Annotated in this window: 12 protein-coding genes and 3 pseudogenes; 7 read left to right on the top strand and 8 right to left on the bottom strand. The window is 36.3% G+C overall.

The features are described from left to right. Positions 1-20: 20 nt before the first annotated feature. The 5 genes from OOK89_RS05805 (at position 21) to OOK89_RS05785 (ending at position 6,832) form a co-directional block, all read left to right on the top strand. Positions 21-1,784, top strand: coding sequence for an Rne/Rng family ribonuclease (locus OOK89_RS05805; protein ID WP_264718950.1), 1,764 nt, complete (start codon positions 21-23; stop codon positions 1,782-1,784). Between the two features lie 86 nt (positions 1,785-1,870). After that, positions 1,871-3,793, top strand: a complete 1,923-nt coding sequence (gene dnaK, locus OOK89_RS05800; RefSeq protein ID WP_012673300.1) for a molecular chaperone DnaK — start codon at positions 1,871-1,873, stop codon at positions 3,791-3,793. A gap of 70 nt (positions 3,794-3,863) precedes the next feature. Beyond that, complete coding sequence (locus OOK89_RS05795) at positions 3,864-4,148, top strand: BolA family protein (RefSeq protein ID WP_264718948.1); 285 nt, start codon at positions 3,864-3,866, stop codon at positions 4,146-4,148. A 7-nt stretch (positions 4,149-4,155) separates the two neighbouring features. Then, positions 4,156-5,397 carry a cystathionine beta-lyase gene (metC, locus tag OOK89_RS05790; RefSeq protein WP_264718946.1) on the top strand — a complete coding sequence of 414 codons (1,242 nt, stop codon included), beginning with the start codon at positions 4,156-4,158 and terminating at the stop codon, positions 5,395-5,397. Beyond that, positions 5,372-6,832, top strand: coding sequence for a UDP-N-acetylmuramoyl-L-alanyl-D-glutamate--2,6-diaminopimelate ligase (locus OOK89_RS05785; RefSeq protein ID WP_264718945.1), 1,461 nt, complete (start codon positions 5,372-5,374; stop codon positions 6,830-6,832). Before metC ends, OOK89_RS05785 begins: the two co-directional genes overlap by 26 nt. Here the strand turns inward: OOK89_RS05785 and OOK89_RS06365 are convergent. Further along, positions 6,806-6,922: pseudogene (locus OOK89_RS06365) on the bottom strand (ComF family protein); the annotation flags it as partial. The gene OOK89_RS05785 and the pseudogene OOK89_RS06365 overlap by 27 nt on opposite strands. 163 nt (positions 6,923-7,085) lie before the next feature. Between OOK89_RS06365 and OOK89_RS05780 the strand changes: the two are divergent. Then, a protein-coding gene (locus tag OOK89_RS05780) for an IS5 family transposase (RefSeq protein WP_264718686.1) occupies positions 7,086-7,918 on the top strand; the annotation gives its coding sequence in 2 pieces (ribosomal slippage) (positions 7,086-7,452 and positions 7,452-7,918; 834 coding nt in all). Positions 7,919-7,941: 23 nt separating this feature from the next. Here OOK89_RS05780 and OOK89_RS06360 read toward each other — a convergent pair. The 6 genes and pseudogenes from OOK89_RS06360 to OOK89_RS05750 form a co-directional block, all read right to left on the bottom strand. Continuing rightward, positions 7,942-8,538 (bottom strand): annotated as a pseudogene (locus OOK89_RS06360) (ComF family protein); the annotation flags it as partial. A gap of 115 nt (positions 8,539-8,653) precedes the next feature. Continuing rightward, positions 8,654-9,298: a hypothetical protein gene (locus tag OOK89_RS05770; protein WP_264718944.1), complete on the bottom strand. Its 645-nt coding sequence runs from the start codon at positions 9,296-9,298 to the stop codon at positions 8,654-8,656. Between the two features lie 54 nt (positions 9,299-9,352). Next, complete coding sequence (uvrA, locus tag OOK89_RS05765) at positions 9,353-12,148, bottom strand: excinuclease ABC subunit UvrA (RefSeq protein WP_012673297.1); 2,796 nt, start codon at positions 12,146-12,148, stop codon at positions 9,353-9,355. Between the two features lie 425 nt (positions 12,149-12,573). Beyond that, a complete protein-coding gene (locus tag OOK89_RS05760) occupies positions 12,574-12,735 on the bottom strand; it encodes a hypothetical protein (RefSeq protein ID WP_153801320.1) in 162 nt (53 codons plus the stop codon). Positions 12,736-12,782: 47 nt separating this feature from the next. After that, positions 12,783-13,295, bottom strand: coding sequence for a hypothetical protein (locus tag OOK89_RS05755; RefSeq protein ID WP_006279733.1), 513 nt, complete (start codon positions 13,293-13,295; stop codon positions 12,783-12,785). A 95-nt stretch (positions 13,296-13,390) separates the two neighbouring features. Then, a complete protein-coding gene (locus tag OOK89_RS05750; RefSeq protein WP_264718942.1) occupies positions 13,391-16,786 on the bottom strand; it encodes an AIR synthase-related protein in 3,396 nt (1,131 codons plus the stop codon). A gap of 108 nt (positions 16,787-16,894) precedes the next feature. On the opposite strand from OOK89_RS05750, the gene OOK89_RS05745 reads away from it, so the two are divergent. Next, a complete protein-coding gene (locus tag OOK89_RS05745) occupies positions 16,895-19,726 on the top strand; it encodes a WPE palindromic element domain-containing protein (protein WP_264718941.1) in 2,832 nt (943 codons plus the stop codon). 117 nt (positions 19,727-19,843) lie between these two features. Here OOK89_RS05745 and OOK89_RS05740 read toward each other — a convergent pair. Beyond that, positions 19,844-20,448 (bottom strand): annotated as a pseudogene (locus OOK89_RS05740) (transposase); the annotation flags it as partial. Positions 20,449-20,487: the final 39 nt, after the last annotated feature.

Raw genomic sequence — 20,487 nt, 5'->3', positions numbered from 1 at the left:
AAAAAGCAAACGGTAAATAAGTGACAAATAGTGGTAAAAGGGTATTATTGATAGAAAATTCTATCTGTTCTAATGAGGTAAGAGTTGCCTTGTCAATTAATAACAAGGTTGTAGAATTTGAACAAGAATTCAAGGAAAAAAAACAATTAAGAGGTAATATATACGTTGCTTATATAAAGCGTATAGAGCCTTCTTTGCAAGCCGTATTTATTGAATATGGGAAAAATAAGCAAGGTTTTTTGTCTTTTTCCGAGATATCTCTAGATTACTTCAACATTCCAGAAAAAGAAAAGGAAACTATCTTTGAGGGCTACTCAAATGACGATTGTATAGAAGAAGCCTCAGCAAATGTTTCTTCAGATTCTGCAGCTAGTAAGAATGTCAACGGATCAGGTAGTGGTTTTGTAAGAGAGGTACCTTTATATAAAAAATACAAATTACAAGATGTTATTTCAGTAAATCAAAAAGTATTGGTCCAGCTAACTAAAGAGGAACGAGGCAATAAAGGAGCTTCATTTACAACATACATAACTTTAGTGGGTAGATACTGTGTTTTCATGCCAAATTCCATGAGCAAAGGTGGAGTGTCCCGCAGAATTGAAGATGCTAATGTCAGAAAGCAGTTAAAGGAGATACTGAGTTCAATAAACTTGCCAAAAAGATCAGGTTTAATAGTAAGAACTGTTGGTTCAGGAAAAAATAAGAAAGAAATTGAGCAGGATTACAATTACTTATCCTCATTATGGCAGAGCATTCAAAAAAATGCCTTCTCTATAAACGTTCCATCATTAATTTACAATGAAGCAGATGTAATTATGAGATCTGTTCGTGATTTTTGTAGCGATGGTATAGAAGTTATAGTGTCTGGAAAGGAAGCTTTTGAGGCAGTTAGGCAATATGCTAACAATGCACTAAAAGGTAGTAAGTTGCGCTATAGATTGTATAGAGGTTATGCTCCGATCTTTACTTACTACGGAATCGAAGATCAAATTTCTGAGTTATATAGCAATAGAGTAGAATTGCCATCTGGTGGGTCTTTGATAATAACTTTAACTGAGGCGTTTGTTTCAATAGACGTAAATTCAGGAAAGATGACAGGAGAAGATAGCATAGAAGAAACAGCTTATAGAACCAACATGGAAGCAGTACCTGAAATATCAAGACAGGTGAATCTTAGGGGCCTATCAGGATTAATAGTAGTCGATTTTATTGATATGTTGAAATATCAGTATTGCAGAGCTGTTGAGTCTGCTATAAAGCAAGCGTTTAAAGATGATAAAGCTAAAGTTCAATTTAGCTACATAAATGACTTTGGTTTAATGGTATTTTCAAGACAAAGAATTAAACCAAACATACAAGAAATTAATACTACAGAGTGTTTACACTGCAAAGGTACTGGAAGAGTAAAATCAAACGAAGTAATTGTTTCATCAATACTAAGGGATTTACAACATATTGCTAACAAGAATCGAAATAAGTCTTTTGATTTAGTAGCACACAGTGCAGTTATAGCGCACATTTTTAATAACAAACGCAATACAGTTTCTACAATCGAAAAAGAGTTTAATATTACATTGAACGTTAGTATTGATAACAGTTTAGATGTAAATACATTTGTTTTAAAACAAGGAGATGATGTTAATTTAAACGGTTATAAGCCATTACAGAACTCTGGATACCAAATTGGGGATAGCAGCAATGAAGAAGCTGATAATTCAAATAAACTACGAGGCAATTTTTGGCTGACTAAGTGGCTTTCGCGCCTTTTAAGTTCTAATAACTAATTAGAAACCTAAATTGGGCTTGTAATTAATGAGCCCTATACTTATATATTCTTATATCAGATAATATTTACAATGGGGTACTCATTATGGGAAGAGCAATAGGCATAGATCTCGGAACAACAAATTCTTGTGTTGCAATAATGCAGGGCAAGGATACAAAGGTAATAGAAAATAAAGAAGGGGCAAGAACTACTCCATCTATAGTTGCATTAACTTCTTCAGGAGAAAGGTTGATTGGTGCTCCAGCAAAAAGGCAAGCAACCACCAATGCAAGTAATACCTTTTTTGCTACTAAGAGATTAATAGGCCGTCAATATAGTGATCCTGAGATGAAAAATCTAAGTGTACCATACAAAGTATTTGCAGCAAAAAGTGGTGATGCATGGGTTAAAACAACTGATAATAAAGAATATTCTCCTAGTCAAATTGGTGCATTTATACTACAAAACATGAAAGAGGCAGCAGAAGCTTATCTTGGAGAGGAAGTAAAAGATGCTGTGATAACAGTGCCAGCATACTTCAACGACTCTCAACGTCAAGCAACAAAAGATGCAGGAAAAATTGCCGGATTAAATGTACTCAGAATAGTAAATGAACCGACTGCTGCAGCACTTGCTTATGGTCTTGATAAGAAACATGGGCACACAATAGTAGTATATGACCTTGGTGGTGGTACATTTGACGTTTCAATACTTGAAATAGGTGATGGAGTTTTCGAAGTGAAAGCAACAAACGGTGATACCCATCTTGGAGGTGAAGACTTTGATAATGGAGTAGTGAGTTATTTACTAGATGAATTCAAGAAAAGTAATGGCATTGATTTGAAAAATGATCCAATGGCTATGCAAAGAATCAAAGAAGCTGCTGAAAAAGCGAAAATTGAATTATCAAGTGCAATGGAAACGGAAATAAATCTACCGTTTATTACAGCTGATGCAAGTGGTCCAAAACACTTAAATATGAAATTAACGAGAGCAAAACTTGAAAGCTTAGTGAATGATTTAATCGAAAGAACTATGGCTCCTTGTAAAAAAGCTCTTGAGGATGCTGGTTTATCTGCTAGTCAAATTGGCGAAGTGGTTCTTGTTGGTGGCATGACTCGTATGCCAAAAGTCATAGAGAAAGTTAAAGAATTCTTTGGCAAAGATCCACATAGAGGAGTTAACCCTGATGAAGTTGTAGCAATTGGAGCTGCAATACAGGCGGGGATCATTCAAGGTGATGTAAGAGATGTGTTACTACTTGATGTGACCCCACTTTCTCTTGGTATTGAAACTCTAGGAGGAGTATTCACTCCACTTATTGAGCGTAATACTACAATTCCTACTAAAAAATCTCAGGTGTTTTCAACTGCAGAAGATAACCAAACAGCTGTTACAATTAAGGTGCATCAGGGTGAAAGAAAACTGGCAGTTGATAATAAGCTACTCGGTCAGTTTAGTTTGGAAGGGATACCTCCTGCTCCGCGCGGAAGGCCACAAATTGAAGTGACATTTGATATAGATGCAAATGGAATAGCACACGTTTCTGCAAAAGATAAAGCTACTGGAAAAGAGCAAAAAATACGCATTCAATCTTCAGGTGGTTTATCTGATGATGAAATAAATCGCATGGTAAAAGAAGCTGAAGAAAAAGCGCAAGAAGATGAAAAGCGCAAAAAGTTTATTGAAGTGAAGAATCAAGCGGATAGCTTAGTCCATTCTACAGAAAAGTCTCTGACAGAGTATGGTGATAAAGTTTCACCAGAAGATAGATCTGCTATTGAAAATGCAGTTAACGAATTAAAAGAAGTTAGTAAATCTGATAACATTGATGACGCTGATTCAATACAGCAGAAAGTCACTAATCTTTCTCAATTATCTATGAAACTTGGAGAAGCTATGTATCAAGCATCTCAACAAAATAGTGCTGAAAATGGCTTTTCATCAGAAGGAAATCCAAATGATAAAGAGGAAAAAGTAGTAGATTCTGATTATCAAGACATAGATAATAAAGAAGAGAATAAGTAATTGCGATTGTCATCCAAGTAGCTGATACTGGGATGACAAGAGGAGCATATTGTTGCTTAAAGAAACCATTATGGATATTATTAAAACGATAGAAGAAAAGATACACGATTCGATAGATGTAATTGATATCAACATTATCGATGAATCAGCAAAGCATGCTGATCATTATTTTGCTTCATCTTCAACATTACCTTCGCACATTAAATTAATATTAATATCTGACGGCTTTATTGGAATGAGCGTTCTAAAAAGACACAAGTTGATTTATGAGTTATTGAAGGGTGAGATAGAGCTAATACATGCAATTTCTCTTCACTTGTATACGCAAGATGAGTACAATTTAAAAAATAAATAATAAAAATGTGAAGGAAGAGTCTATATTAGTTAAAGCAGGAAGAAAATTTAATGACTATAAAGGTTCCATGAACCCGCCAGTTTATCATTCTTCTACCATATTATTCCCTACTTACAAGGACTACTTAAATGCAGCAAATGGAGAAAGTATATACGATGTAATCAATGATGGTGTTGCAAGGGATTATAGCTACAGTAATGTTGGTACTCCTACTGTTCATTATCTTTCAAATGCACTGGCTGAAATTGAAGGGAGTGGACAAGCGCTTATTTATCCTTCCGGACTATTTGCACTTACTTTTGCTATTCTAACTTTCGCTAAAGCAGGCTCGCACGTTTTAATTCAAGATAATAGTTATTATAGGCTTAGGAGGTTTGCAGAAAATGAGCTACCAAAAAGAGGAACAGAAGTAACTTTTTATGATCCAACACAGGATATAACTGATTTAATTCAGAGTAATACTTCATTGATAATGATCGAGACTCCTGGTTCTGTAACGTTTGAGATTTCGAATATAGAGCATATAGTAAAAGTTGCTAAGGAACATAAAATTGTGACCGTTTGTGACAATTCATGGGCCACTCCTTTGTTATTTAAGCCGCTTGATTATGGAGTTGATGTTGCACTATATGCGGTGACAAAGTATCTAGCCGGTCACTCAGATTTAGTGATGGGAGCTATGGTTGCTGAAGGTGAAACTTTTAAATTGCTTTATGAGAGCTATAAAAATTATGGAGTAACCATTCAATCGCACGACTGCTACCTTGCACATAGGGGACTAAGAACACTGCACACACGTATAAAAAGGCACCAAAATACAGCAATGGAAGTGGCAAAGTGGCTAGAAAAACATTTAAAAATCAAAAAAGTTTTGTACCCAGCACTTCCCTCCCATCCTCAACACGAATTATGGAAAAGTTACTTCAAAGGAGCAAGTAGCGTATTCAGTATAATACTGGATAGAGAATATTCATGTGAAGAACTAAGCTGCATGGTTGATCACATGAAAATTTTTGGTATCGGTGCTTCTTGGGGAGGGTGCGACAGTTTGATATTACCAATAGATCGTAGATCTATGTCAAGATCTGTAATGAATTCAGATTATGGTGGAAGTTTTATACGGATATTTTGTGGACTGGAAGATCCTGAAGATTTAATCTTTGACCTTAATGACGCACTAAAAAGGTTACCATGTTTAGACTTTCAAAACGATGAAGTAGGACATGAAACTGAGAGAATTACTGCATAACATTATTGATGTTAACTTTGATATTGAAATCAAAGGCGTCACATGTAATCCCAAGAAAATCAAGGAAGGTTATCTTTTTGTTTGTGTGTCAGAAAGGGATAGGATTTACATAGATCAGATATTATCTTGTGGAGCTAAAGCGATAATTGCAAGTGATTGCATAACAGAAGCTTCAAGCCTTGGTATCATTCCAACGCGTGATGCTGGAATCTGTATCTTCCACCCAAACCCTCAAGAAATATACAGTAAAATAGTCAGCAGGTTTTATCAATTCAAACAGCCAAAATATGTTGCTGCTGTAACAGGCACAAATGGCAAGACTTCAGTAGTAGAATTTTGCCGCCAGATCTGGCAAAACGCTGGCTATAATGCTGCGTCTATTGGAACACTTGGAACATGCATCAATAATGGTAGAAAAGGTAATAGCAACAGTCTTACCACTCCAGGTGCAGATGACCTTTACGCAGCATTACGTGATATAGATAATAAAAACGTAGAGCACTTAGTGTTAGAAGCATCAAGTCATGGGATTGATCAATATAGAATCCATGGACTCAGGCTCACTGCTGCAGTTTTTACCAACTTCTCACAAGACCATTTAGATTATCATAAGGATATCAATAAGTATTTTGAAGTTAAAAAAAAGTTATTTTATGAGGTATTACCAAAAGGGGAAACAGCAGTGTTAAATGCAGACATAAGTGAATATGATGCGCTGCTTAAAATAGCTGAAGAACGTGGTAATAAAGTTATAACCTATGGGAAAAAAGGCTCTGATATTACTTTGTTAAAGCAAATACCAGCACCAAACGGTCAACATCTTACAATTAAAATTGGCGATGAAATTTATGACATGTTTTTTCCAGTTTTGGGGCAATTTCAAGCATATAATCTGTTGTGTGCAATGGGTATAGTTACCTTGTCTGGACTGAATTACAGAGAAATATGTGTGGATAAACTCATTTTTCCAGCAGGAAGAATGGAAAAAGTGAAACCTTTTGCATTTGTAGATTATGCTCATACTCCAAGTGCGCTTAAACAAGCCCTATTGTCTTTAAAATGGCACTTCAATAAAAAAATAGTTCTAGTTTTTGGATGCGGTGGAAATCGCGATCAAACAAAACGCGCAGAAATGGGTAAAATAGCACAAATGTATGCAGACAGAGTGATAATCACAGATGACAGTCCGCGTGATGAGAATCCTGCAGAAATTCGTCGTGGTATTTTACTACATTGCCCTGATGCGCTAGAGATAGAAGATAGAAGAGAAGCTATAGAGAAAGGAGTAGATATTGCCTATAATGAGGGTATGATTCTGCTAGTTGCAGGAAAGGGGCATGAAGGATACCAAATCGTGAGCGGCCAAACTTTTGAATTCAGTGATGTTGAGGTTATTAAAAATCACGTTTTAACATGCTACCGTTCTTGCAAGTGATAGCACTCTCACTTCTCTTGCACCGGAGTTTAAAATTTCTTGAGAGCAAGATCTTACAGTTGCTCCGGTTGTTACCACATCGTCAACTATAGCTCTTTTTACAATAATCCGAACAGACCGTAATATGCTACTGGCCTGCTATAGCCATAAACACATATCTTATCGCATTCGGACTATTATAAGAAAGGCTATAAGAGGTTGTCCACAAACCAAGGAATACGTAGTATATAAAGAAAGAATATTGAGGTAAGAGATGAGGAAAAAATATCCAACAGATTTAAGTAAAAGGGAGTGGGCAAGAATAGAAAAACACTTCAGAGTATCGTACAAGAAAGGAGGAAGGCCACCAAAATACAGTAAGTGTGAGATAGTAAATGCAATTCTTTATATACTGCGCACAGGATGTCAATGGCGCTATTTACCACACGATTTTCCGCCGTGGAAGGCTGTGCATGAACAGTTTAGAAGATGGAAAAAGCAGGGAATTTTTGAGAAAATGAACTATGATATCACTAAATATAGTAGGTCAAAAATGGGAAGAAATGAGGAGCCGAGCGCATGCATAGTGGACAGTCAATCGGTAAAAACCACGGAAAAAGGGGGGTCAAAGGTTATGATGGTGCGAAAAAGGTAAAGGGGAGAAAAAGACATATAATCACAGATACTCAAGGATTTGTGCTTGGTTGCTATGTAGGAGCTGCAAGCGAAAATGACAGAGATGGGGTGAAGATGGCATTGGACAATATGAAGGAAAAATACAGCAATATTAAGAAAATGTGGGCTGATATGGGATACCAAGGAAAAGATTTAAAGGATTACGTAAAGAGAGAATATGGGATAGATATTGAAATTGTCAAAAGGCCTCCATGTAGGTTTTGGGTGCATAAAGATACACCACTAGAACTATTGCCACAACGGGATCCTGGATTTTCAGTACAGCCGAGAAGGTGGGTGGTAGAGAGGACTTTTGCTTGGATCAATAGAAATAGAAGGCTATCAAAGGAGTACGATTTACTTACAACATCTACTGAAAGTTTCATATATCTGGCTATGAGTAAAGTTATGTTAAGTAGGGAATATGCTTGATTTACTGGTTTGTGGACAACCTCTAATATCACGATTTTATTTTCGATAATTTTCTTGTTGCTTATGCTAAAAGCCTTCTTTAAATTTTTTTCACGCTGCTTAAGTGAAAGACCAGCCTGAGGGATAGTATGGCGAGGACGTTTTATTGCAAATGGCGTATAGGATAAATTGGATAACTTAGTCAACTCTTTTGCAAGCAGTGCTGCTTGATTATATTTACGTTTAAACAAGCGCATTTTATGTAACGGTATAGGAATTATGATCTCTGCGTTCTGAAATGTATCCTGATTAGCTTGGTGTATCCACTTTGCATAGATTTTTACGTAATTCAAATTATCAAAAAATTTGAAATTTATAATCATGTTTCTACTATGTTGATCATAAGCAAAAACTGATCTTAATACTTTAAACGGTGGAGGATTGATGATGCACTTACCACACGTATAAATATTGTCTGAGATTACTACGCCACAAACATTGCAGTAATGCTTAGTTAGAAAATTGATTTTTTTGTTGCATTCACTACACAGATTAAGATTTTCATCAATGATACATTCGCAACTTACGCATACGCTTGGAAATATGAGATTTGTAGCTTTTTTTAGTAAGAGAAGGTTCACAACTCATTAAATATATTATAAAATAATTTATATAGTATAGCTAAAGTAACTTAAGCTTACACTCTTTCACTTTTTATTCCATTTCAATATAGTTCATGCTGCTGAAAAGCAGAACTTATAACTCAGTTTGTGGTATACCATTGACTGAAGTAGTCTTTGAATTATCCTTAGATAAAAATTGATGTTTTTCTGGCTTCTGTACTTCACTCAACTTACTTTGCACTTTGTCACAAGCCCACACAAGTGGCGTTATGATTGACGCGGCAGCCCAAATGATAGCAGCGCAAGCATAACTTACAATCTTGTTAAATACTCTAGCTACTGCATTAGCACAATCTTGCCCCATTTCTAAAAATATGTTTGAATAATTAACGAATGGTTTTGTATCCGTTTTAAAACAATAGTCCCCTGTTATTTTTGACAATAACTTGACTGGAAAGTATGACAAACATGCCACTATCAAAAGTAAAGGTTGCAATATTATGTTGGCTGCTAAAACAGCACCCAGTGTACACAATGAATACACTCTCTCTGCTCTGTGGCCCACGTATTCACATTTATCATTGTTTTTATAATACTTGTTATAATCGTCTTTACTCTCAACTCCACAAATTACATCTTTCACAGATCCTAGCACATTATCAACGTAATGTACGGACTTATAGAAACTATTTTCTGGAACTAGTGTGTTATCTTCTGCTTTCTTAGCAGGTACAACTCCATATTCAACGTACCTTCTAAAGTATCGATATACTGACATTCTTATCTCCAAATCATAAATATGCAACCTAGCCTAATATAATTAAGAAATAGTTTATAATAAATACGTTTTAAGATACCTGCCTGTAACACTTTCTGGAATTTTTACCACTTCTTCTGGAGTTCCAGTAGCAATCACTTCTCCGCCTTTTATTCCGCCCTCTGGTCCGATGTCTATTATATAATCTGCAGTTTTTATAACGTGCAAATTGTGCTCGATAACTATAACAGTGTTTCCCAGATCGACTAATCTATGGAGTATTTTTAGTAAGTTATTTATATCTTCAAAGTGTAATCCAGTTGTTGGTTCATCAAGAATATACAATGTTCTTCCGGTAAATCGTTTTGATAGCTCTTTAGATAGCTTTATTCGTTGTGCTTCCCCCCCAGACAACGTTGTTGACGACTGTCCGAGTTTTATATAGCCAAGTCCCACTTCCTGCAAAGAAACCAACTTTTCTTTTACCATTGGAAGGTTTTCAAAAAAAACACAAGCTTGATCTATCGTCATATCAAGCACATCAGAGATTGATTTTTCTTTATAAGTAACTTCCAATGTTTCCCGATTATACCTTCGCCCTTTACATTGCTCACACTTCACATAAACGTCCGGTAGAAAATGCATCTCTATCTTTAAGTGCCCATCACCTTTACAAGCCTCACACCTTCCCCCTCTGGTATTAAATGAAAACCGGCCTATATTATATCCCCTTGCTTTTGACTCTGGAAGACCAGCAAACCAATTCCTTATATGAGTGAACATACCAACATATGTTGCTGGATTTGACGCTGGAGTTCTACCAATTGGCGACTGATCAACTTCTATAATTTTATCTACGTATTCAAGACCTTCTATCTTATCGCATTGGCCATACCTTGCAGACGAATGATGTATCTTATGTGCTGAATATTTATATAACGTTTCTATGATTAAACTTGATTTTCCTCCTCCTGATATTCCAGTAACACAAATAAGATTCCCTATAGGAAATTTAACGTTTACATTTTTTAAGTTATTTTCACATGCATTTATTACTTTTATGAACTGAGTTGCTTGCTTTCTTCTCCTTGGAATTAAAATTTTTTTCTCTCCACTCAAATATTGCCCTGTTATGCTCCCTGAATTTCTTTGCACCTGGTCTGGTGTTCCTTCTGCAACAACTTTTCCACCATTTACGCCAGCTCCAGGACCAATATCAATCGCATAATCAGCAGCCATTATTGTATCTTCATCATGCTCAACAACGATTACAGTGTTACCCATGTCTCTTAAGTTTTTTAGTGTGGCAATTAACCGATCATTATCACATTGATGAAGGCCTATCGAGGGTTCATCAAGCACGTACAGCACTCCTGTTAAACCAGAGCCAATTTGTGAAGCAAGTCTGATCCTCTGACTCTCACCGCCAGAGAGAGTGCTAGATTCTCGATCAAGCGTTAGGTAATTCAACCCTACATTCTTTAAAAATGCTAGCCTCTTGATTATTTCATTTAATATTTTACTTGAGATTTGCTTCTGTTGTTCTGTGAGCTTGTCTGGCAAATTTTCAAACCATTTAAGGGATTCATCGATGCTGAGCCCTGATATTTCACCTATATGTTTGCTATCAATTTTTACTGTAAGCGCTTCTTTTCTCAATCTATAGCCAGTGCATTCTCTGCAGTGAGTAACAGAGCAATATCGCTCAACAAGCGTTTCATCATAATCCATCTGGTTTTCTAAGATACTGACCAAACCTTGAAATTTACCGAAGCCAAAGAGTATCATATCTTTTACTTCTTGATCTATGTTCTTCCACGGAACATCAAGGCTAAATTTACAATTTTCAGCCAGTGATAGAATTGCACTTTTTAAAAATCCATAACTTGTGTGCACTTGACGGAACATTGATCCCACTGGCTTTAAAGCGCCTTCAGATATTGAAAGAGTTTCATCTGGCACTATCAGCTTTACATCAACAGCCAGCTTTTTACCAAGCCCATTACACGAACCACATGCACCGTAAGGGCTGTTAAAAGAAAATAATCTTGGTTCTATTTCCTCAAGAGTGAAACCAGACTCGGGGCATGCAAAATTCTCTGAAAAAATCAGAATTTGACCATTTTTATACTCGGAATTATGGTTGTCAGGTAGGTTTACTATTTCTACATACATTAGACCATTACCAAGTTTTAGTGCGGATTCTATACTACTTGGCAGTCGATTTCCTATATCGTCCAATATTGATATTCTATCTGCAACCACAAAAACGTCGTGTTTCTTGTTCTTATCGAGTTTAGGCAAGTCATCTACATTGTACACTTCACCATCTATTTTGAACCTTACGTAACCTTGTCTTTTAATTTCCAATATCTCTTTGAGATGTTCTCCTTTTCTACCACGCACAACAGGGGCAAGTATATATATTTTAGTTTCTAAAGGTAACGCAATTATAGTATCTACAATTTGAGACACCGTTTGTTTTGTTATTGGTAATCCAGTTGCAGGTGAATAAGGAACTCCTATTCGTGCATACACTAAGCGCAAGTAATCGTAAATTTCGGTAACAGTTCCAACGGTTGACCTTGGATTTTTTGAGATAGATTTTTGGTTGATAGATATTGCAGGAGAAAGGCCTGTAATCGACTCAACATCTGGTTTATCCTGAATGTTGAGAAATTGACGTGCGTAAGCTGATAGGCTTTCGACGTACCGGCGTTGGCCTTCCGCATAAATTGTATCAAAAGCAAGGCTAGACTTGCCAGAACCACTAAGCCCAGTTATAACAACCAGCTTATTTTTCGGTATATTGACGTCTACACCTTGCAGATTATGTTCCCTTGCGCCCTTAACTCTGATAAAATCGTCCATATTATACCATATAGCGTATTAACCATTATAGCCTCAAAATACGTGAATTTATAGTGATATATTGATTTTCTATTGATTTTTTCAACTGTTACGGAAAATTAAGCAGCGTTTGATAAATCGTCATTCCGCTACTTGTTAGCGGCTGAGATACCGCGACGGTATGACGGTTAAGTAGGCCAGTGCCCCTATGATGTCATCCCAGTGTCAAGCACATAGCTGTACGAACGTTGTAGTTTAGGAGCAATTCCCACCAGTGGGCCAGTGCCCAGACACTGGTTCTATGCAACTTAATTAAAAACGTTTGTTTTAGCGTAAGACAACTACCTTTAGCTCATCAGCTCAGTTATAAGCAAAATTTCTGGATTCCAGACTGGAATGACACCATTTGCTGTGCAATTTACCTTCAAAAATGAATGTTCGTACAGCTATGTGTCAAGCACTGGGATGACACCATTCTTTTTTCTGGATTCCAGTGTCTGGGCACTGGAATGACACCCCCCTGATAGGCTCAAATCATAGTGTTTGTACAGTTGTGGGTTTAGGCTACCTATAAATTCTAAACTGTTGTTACGTATTAGGACCACCAAATACACCCCCAGGACTCAAAGTCAGTTTAGCTATATCAGAAAACAGGTTATGTGGAAATCTTAAAATACTTCTTGTTCGCCAAGCAAAATAAATACATTCCTACAAACAAGCAGATGCTCAATACTGACACATAAGAAAACTTAAAAATTAAATCTCTAATGTATATTGATAAGCATTTACCTGCAGAAAATTTGTATAGTAATCCAACACATACAACGGCACTATCAACCACTGATGCTATAATTAAAGTAATGAAATTTGCCATATGAAAATTCAACTTGGACTTCAATTTTTCAAAAATAATTATGCTTGAGAGAAGAGATACTAAAATTGCAGTATATGAAATCAATATCATCAAATTAAAACTTTGCCATTTAAAAACACAACATAGCGCTGTACACACTATTAAGTTGTACGTAGCTTTGCTTCTGCCATAAAATTCAACCATTGAATTTACAACTAAAGCAGCTCCCACAAATAAGGCAGCACATATCATCAATTTATTTGAAGTGTTGAGTAAAGAAAGACTGATAAACAGGAGTATCGATAAAATAGACATAATTACCTACCCAAAATTAATAACATACATTCATTCTAAATAAACATTACATATAGTAAAAGAGTTATTTAGCATAATAAGAAAAATATTTTATATTAGCATGCCACATCTTTCAGATCTACTTTTAAAACATCCTTTATGTTTAGCACCTTTTTCTCTGTTACTTTGCCAATACATGAATAAACTGCACCTTCAAACAATTCTTCAAACCTCTTCTGATTTTGTGGTGCAATAGTAACCAAAATTCTACTTTGCGATTCAGAAAACATTATTATCTTGTTTATTATGTCTGTATTTTGTATTTTTCCTATTGGCACTAGTGAAAGATCGATTTCAGCACCAAGGTCTCCTGCAATTAGCGATTTTGCCAGAGCAATAACTAATCCGCCTAAGTTTGGTGCAATTGCAGAGGCAATTATGCCATCTTTTATTGCCTGGTTGTAACGCTCATACAACTTCCTAGCGCTCTTTGCATCAACTTTTGGTACGTTGTTATTACCTATTCCACTATATAACTGATATTCAGATCTACCAAGTTCATCAAGTGTTTCTCCAAGCACATATATCAAGTCCCCTGGCATTTTTACATCAAGCGATACCGCATTTTCAATATTTTCTATAATTCCAATTGCTGAGATGAGTAATGAAGGTGGTGCAGAGATTATCACTTTCTCGCCATTTTCATCATATCCCTTGAAGTCATTGAACATACTGTCTTTTCCGGATATGAATGGTGTTTTAAATGCAGTTGCGAAGTCGTAACAAGCCTCTGCAGCTTTCTTTAGTTGCCACAACCTTTCTGGATTATAAGCATCACACCAGCAAAAATTGTCGAGCAACGCTAGATGATTTATATTTCCTCCTGCGGCTACATAGTTGCGTATCGCGGTGTCAATTGCACATGCTGCCATGTGGTAGGTGTCAATTTCTCCATAACTTGAGCCAAATCCTTGCGATTTTACAACACCTTTATTTGAAGAAAGGATTGGCCTTGAAACAATAGCTTCACTGCACACTCTTCCCTTGCCCTGCAGTGGTTTCAGCACTGACGACCCTTGAACCTCATGGTCATATTGCACCACTATGAACTCTTTGCTGCGTATGTTTGGTCTGCTCAGCATTTCTTTTAGATAATGTTTCTCAAAAATAGGTAAAGCCCGTTCAAGCAACTCTTTTGCTTTCTGAGGATTGCCTAAAGCATTATAAGCGTCACCTAGGTTTACCAGTAGTTTAGCAACTTCGAAATGATCAGGGCCGTAATGTTTCTTGAGAATAGATAAAGCTCGTTCAAGCAACTCCTTATATTTCTTATGGTCACCTAGAACACCATAGGCATCGCCTAGGTTTACCAGTAGTTTAGCAACTTCAGGATGATCAGAGCCGTAATGTTTCTCTTGAATTGCTAAAGCTATCTCAGTGTCAGCTACTTGGGTGACAGGAGAGGGTTCCGAAATGACAGCAGAATGGTTAGATTCTCCAGACCACGGCTTTGTCTGTAAATGCATTTTAGGATTACCGTCATGCAGAAATTCAGCTTCGATGTCCATTATTACTGTCCCTTCAGGGCATTTAACAACGGCTTTACCACTCTCATTAAACTCTCCAATCACACAAACCTCCACATCATGTTTTTTCATGATTTGCTTAAACATAGGGAGATTTTCTTCTGGCACTGCTAAGGTCATTCTCTCTTGTGATTCTGATATCCATATTTCCCACGGAGCCATACCATCGTTTTTAAGGAGAACCTTGCTCAAATCAACTTCAAATCCGTCTTTTCCCATTTCACCAATAGACGACGACAGCCCACCTGCTCCATTGTCCGTTATTGCATTATAAAGACCAAGATCTCTTGCTTTTATGACGGCATTGGATAGTTTTTTTTGTGTTATAGGGTCACCAATTTGCACAATCGTTGAAGGGCTGTTTCCCGACAAAGCCTCTGAGGAAAACGTTGCACCGTGAATTCCGTCTCTTCCAACTCTTCCGCCAATAATTACGATTTTATCGCTGTTTTTAGGCCCTTTGATGTGTGAAGGTGCGTTATTTATGTTGCGCGGAATAATTCCGACACTGCCAACAAAAACTAACGGCTTGCCACAAAATCTATCGTCAAAATATACCGATCCAAGTTGCGTTGGAATACCAGAGCAATTACCAGCAACATTAACACCGTGGATCACTTCTTTCATTATATATTTTGGCGGTAAGATCTCATCAGTGCGCTCTTTGTCCCTATAAAACTTGCCTTTTGCTTCTTTGGCAAAGCAAAAGTAATAGGTATTCATTATAGGCTCCGCGCCTTTCCCGAAACCAACTATATCACGATTTACTCCAAGTACCCCAGTCATTGCTCCACCAAACGGATCAAGCGCCGAAGGGCTATTGTGAGTTTCAACTTTATCTACGATTAAGTAATCGTCATTAAAAATTATTCCTCCGGCATTGTCGGAGAAAACTGACACGCATATGTCAGAATTTATCTCACGCGTTGCACGCTTAATATAATGTGCGTATAGGCCATCTTTTATTTCATCAATGGGAGAGCAAAAGATATTGTGCTTACAATGTTCAGACCAAGTTTGTGCTAGGGACTCAAGTTCAATATCATATGGATTTCTATTAAGTTTTTTAAAGTAATCCTTTATAGCTTTCATTGCTGCCAGAGAGAGCCCTAAAGTGCCATTACCATCGATTCCATCTCTGCTGATTTTCTCAAGTTCTTGGTCACTTACATTTAAATCAACAGATTTAGCCCCATTACTACTTGATATCACTCCAGTGCTCTCTTTTGTCATTCCTGTTTCCCCCTCTGTCATTCCAGTGCTTGACACTGGAATCCAGTTTTCATTATACAATTGCTTGAAATTTTCTGGATCCAAGTAGTCAAGCACTGGGATGACGCCTTTTAACTTACCGTAATGCCTCCAATAGTAATTGCCGTTTTCTTTATAAACAAGCGTGCAATACTCAGTGATAGGATTAAATTCTTGTTTTATATCATCTTCAGTTGGCATGCTTCCTTTACCCAAAATCAATTTTGAACTTCTTGCTTTGATCTCAATTGGTGTCATTCCAGCGCGTGACGCTGGAATCTGCGTTTTCTCTTTCTGGATCCCAGTGTCAAGCACTGGGATGACAAAAGAAGGGGCTGGGATGACAGGCTGGTCGATATAGCCTTTGCTTATTAAATACTCTCTAACAATTTGTTTCACTGTGTTGCCTACATTATCGGTCATGCCAGGTAAAAAGCTTATCTCCAAGCCCCACTTTGCTTGTGGTTCTATGAAGTTATATTGAACTTCTTCAAGGTTTTCATTGTAGGAATAATAACGGCAGTCTTGTATGACTTTATTATAAAATAGCCCACAAATTTCTTCATGTAATTTTGATGGTAATTCTTTGCTTATGTAAATCAAGTAAACATTAACTACCCTTCTGCGGCCAACTTGTTCACATTTATTTAAAACTTCTATTCTGATGTTTGCCATGTAATATTGTGAAAGACTTTAATATATCATAGCATAAGAAACTGCGAGCACATTTATATTTTAAATAATTTCTATACAATAAAAGTATTGTATTAATTGTTACTGTTAGTGGGAAGAGTTTTTACTGTTAATGTGGATGAATCCCTTTTTGATGTGCTGGTTCAGCACATATTTTCTGAATATGAAAGAGAAAAAATTCCCGAGATAAAGGTCATACTTCCTTGCAAGAGGGATGTGATAGCGCTACTAAGTGCATTCAAGAATTATAACGCTGAAAAATGCATAATTTTGCCAGAGATAGTTTCGCTAGAGAACATTGATGAGGAAGATTTAATATTAAATCTTGATAGAGTTAAAGTTATAAGTCCAATAAAAAGGACGCTGCTACTCATTCAATTCATATTGGAATGGAATAGAAAAAATAATGATAATTTCCCAATTGATTTAGCTTATAGCCTGCCATCATTGCTTGATAAAATTCAGTATACCCAAATGGCAGAGTTCGATGAACATTCAAAAAAAATAGAAAGTTTCATAAATTTACTTATTGAAACATGGAATAAAATTTTAAAAGATTTAGGAGTAGTAGATATATTAGAACATAAGAGTGATTACATAAACAGTATGATAACCTCTTTACAAAAAGACCAACATATAATCTTTGTTGGAATCGGAAAGGATAAGTCGTTAATTAAGGCTATATATGACCTGCCGTTTGGAGAAATAATTTTGCCTAACCTGAATTTGAAAATTAAAGAGAAAGACTGGAAATTGCTTGATAAAAAACACTATCAATATTGTTTGAAAGATCTGCTCGATTATTTAAATGTAGATAGAAGGGATGTGAGTTTTCTGCCAGAAGCGTGTTCTCCAGTGCTCCGACACTGGGATCCAGAAAACTTAACTTTAAATGAACGCACCAGGTGGCTGTACAATAGAAACTGGATTCCAGTGTCAAGCACTGGAATGACACCATCTACTACTCAAATTACCTGCAAATTACAATGTTCGTACACTAAAAATCAGAGGGCTGGGATGACAGGAAGTCCTGAGCTAGATTATGTCTTTGATACAACTGCCGATCTAAGCAAAGTTAGTAGTGGACATATTGGCAATATTGAAGTCATCACTTGTGATTCCAGAGAGGAAGAAGCACAAGTGACATCATTAATTATAGAAAATGAAGGTTATGAAAACGTTTCTTTGGTTGTCTTTGATAAATTACTTGCAGCTCGTATAGCATGTTTATCAAGGCAACACAGTGCCATACCGGAAAATTATCCTTATATAACGCTTCTACTTTATAGTATCGAAGTTTTGACCTCAAATTGGAGCAGTGTGGCATTACTTTCGCTCCTTAAACATAGGCTAGTGACTTTTGGTTACACTCAAGAAGAGTACTCTCGGATTTTATCTGAATTTGAAATAGAGATATTACGCAACTTTAGTACAAATGGCCTGAGCGATATTATAAATGCTATCAATGCTCATAAAAAGCTAAAACATAAAGAAGATATATTACTTATTATCAGTAAGTTAGGGATTATATTTAATCCTTTACTTAACATTATAAATTGCCCTATTTCTGATGTGGTGGCAACTCATTTGCAGTGTATTAATGTGCTATCTGGTATAAATTTTTCAGAGCTAAATAGTGAAATAGGTAATTTCACCTGTAATTTCTTGAATGCATGTGAGGGTATAGAAATTAAGTGCTCCTTAGAGTTATATAGCCAAATTCTGACCTTATTTTTAGAGAAAGAGTTTTTCTCTGTAGCAAGTGACTTGAATAAATTCAGCTTATATCACAACAAAGTTGTAATACTCGCTGGATTTAATGAAGCACCAAGCTTTCAAAGTCCGCTTTTGAATGCACTTACGAGAGAAAAATTTAACCTTCCTTCTGCGCAAGAAGAGCAGGGGTATTTTTTTTATACTTTACACAATTTGTTTTGTGCAAGTAAGGTTTATATTACAAGATCGCTAAGCCATAGAAAACCAATTCTATTGCAGCGTTTGGAAATTCTGCTTAAGGAGGGGAAACAGCCGTATCGTGATTGGCTGAGGGTATTAAATACGCCTGAATGTACTGTTCCATGTACTCAGCCTATGCCAAAACCTCAAACCGAAGTTAGAAAAGAAAAAATGCAGGTGATGTCTTGCAGTGCAATAGAAAAGCTAATCCGCAACCCTTATTCATTTTACGTTGAATATATACTGGGCCTTAAACAATTAAGAGACTTGAATTTTAAGCCATCGATATTGGAATTTGGCACTATGGTACACAACATTCTTGCAAGATATTTACGCAACAAAAAATCTCCAATGAGCATTGCACGAGAAGCATTTTCGACTAGTCAGTTTAATTTTTCAAATATGTGGTGGGTAAGACTACAAAAGATAATTCAATCTTTTGTCGAATTTGATGAAACTCGAAGCAATTATGTTGAGTTGGAAAAGAACTTTTCCTGTCCGATATTTCATATTCCAGCGCGTGACACTGGTTCTTGTGATCAGTATGAAACTGCTTGGATGACAAATAGGCCACAAGAAATCTTACTGACAGCAAGATGTGATAGAGTTGAGTATCTACCAAGTGGGCAAGTAGCAATTATAGACTATAAACTTGGTTCACCACCTTCCAATGAAGAAGTGATGTCGGGGTTTTTTCCGCAATTAATTTTGCAAGCTTTAGCGGTAGAGTATGTGACCGGAAGGGAAGTCTCAGAACTTGCTTATTGGAAACTTGATTATGATAAAATAAAAGTTATTTCTTTGCGAGATTATAGACAAAAAATGCAAGAATTTCAGAATGATCTGCCAGATTTTTTATCTAATTATTTAAGTAATTCCACACCCTTTATTGCCTCTCCATATTTTGATAAATTCCTGAGATTTAACAGCTATAAACAGCTAGAAAGGGTAGGAGAGTGGTTGTAAATGGTGTCATCCGAGTACCTGACACTGGTTTCCATCCAAAAGGGTGTCATCCCAGTGCCCAGACACTGGGATGGCTTTGTTGCATCACACTTTATGAGATGGTGATTTATGGTAAATTCATGTAACTATCTCAAATTTAGCCATACCAATATCAGTGAATTTATTAAGCAAATAGCATTTGATTAGCAGTTCTTTTTCTCGATTTATCTCAGATTTATTCCTAAAACTAAATCCGAATATTTGCTTTAATCTTGAGAAAAACCCTTCAATATAAGATCTTTTCCCATAATTTACTTCTTTTTTCCATTCTTTCATGCCATCTTCACCGTATAATTTTATTAACCTAATAGCAGCATTCCTGTCAGACATATAATCTATTTCTGGATGTTCTGCCGCATTGTTTATTGGTGGAATTTTTGTCTTTATATCATATTCGTTACACAACTTATAAAACTTGTGCCTATCACATGCTCTATCTGCATATAGTGCTTTTATGGCATGCTGAAAATCAACTTCTTTTAGCAAATCACAAGCTCCATAGTGATCAGCCGTTACTGTATTTTACAGCTATGGCTTTTTTGTTGTTTATATTCAACATTACGTACAATTTTCTCGTTTGCTCATAGCCACGATATTTTCTGTCAGTGCTATTTTCCTTGCTGTGTGTTGTTGTATATACTAATTCCTGTACTGTCTATAGCAATTTCGATATCTTCCATATTATAGCTCTTTCCATAAAAGTCCGGATGTGATAGGATAAG

This window comes from Wolbachia endosymbiont (group A) of Lasioglossum morio (assembly GCF_947250585.1).
Taxonomy (GTDB): Bacteria; Pseudomonadota; Alphaproteobacteria; order Rickettsiales; family Anaplasmataceae; genus Wolbachia; species Wolbachia pipientis.
The sequence above is the reverse complement of the archived record's forward strand: the minus strand, read 5'-3'. Positions and strand labels throughout refer to the sequence as shown.

What these genes read in the sequence shown, in the direction of transcription:
- dnaK (WP_012673300.1), top strand. Translation starts at nt 1,871, where the DNA reads ATGGGAAGAGCAATAGGCATAGATCTCGGAACAACAAATTCTTGTGTT.
- OOK89_RS05795 (WP_264718948.1), top strand. Translation starts at nt 3,864, where the DNA reads ATGGATATTATTAAAACGATAGAAGAAAAGATACACGATTCGATAGAT.
- OOK89_RS05785 (WP_264718945.1), top strand. Translation starts at nt 5,372, where the DNA reads ATGAAACTGAGAGAATTACTGCATAACATTATTGATGTTAACTTTGAT.
- OOK89_RS05770 (WP_264718944.1), bottom strand. Translation starts at nt 9,298, where the DNA reads ATGTCAGTATATCGATACTTTAGAAGGTACGTTGAATATGGAGTTGTA.
- uvrA (WP_012673297.1), bottom strand. Translation starts at nt 12,148, where the DNA reads ATGGACGATTTTATCAGAGTTAAGGGCGCAAGGGAACATAATCTGCAA.
- OOK89_RS05755 (WP_006279733.1), bottom strand. Translation starts at nt 13,295, where the DNA reads ATGTCTATTTTATCGATACTCCTGTTTATCAGTCTTTCTTTACTCAAC.
- OOK89_RS05750 (WP_264718942.1), bottom strand. Translation starts at nt 16,786, where the DNA reads ATGGCAAACATCAGAATAGAAGTTTTAAATAAATGTGAACAAGTTGGC.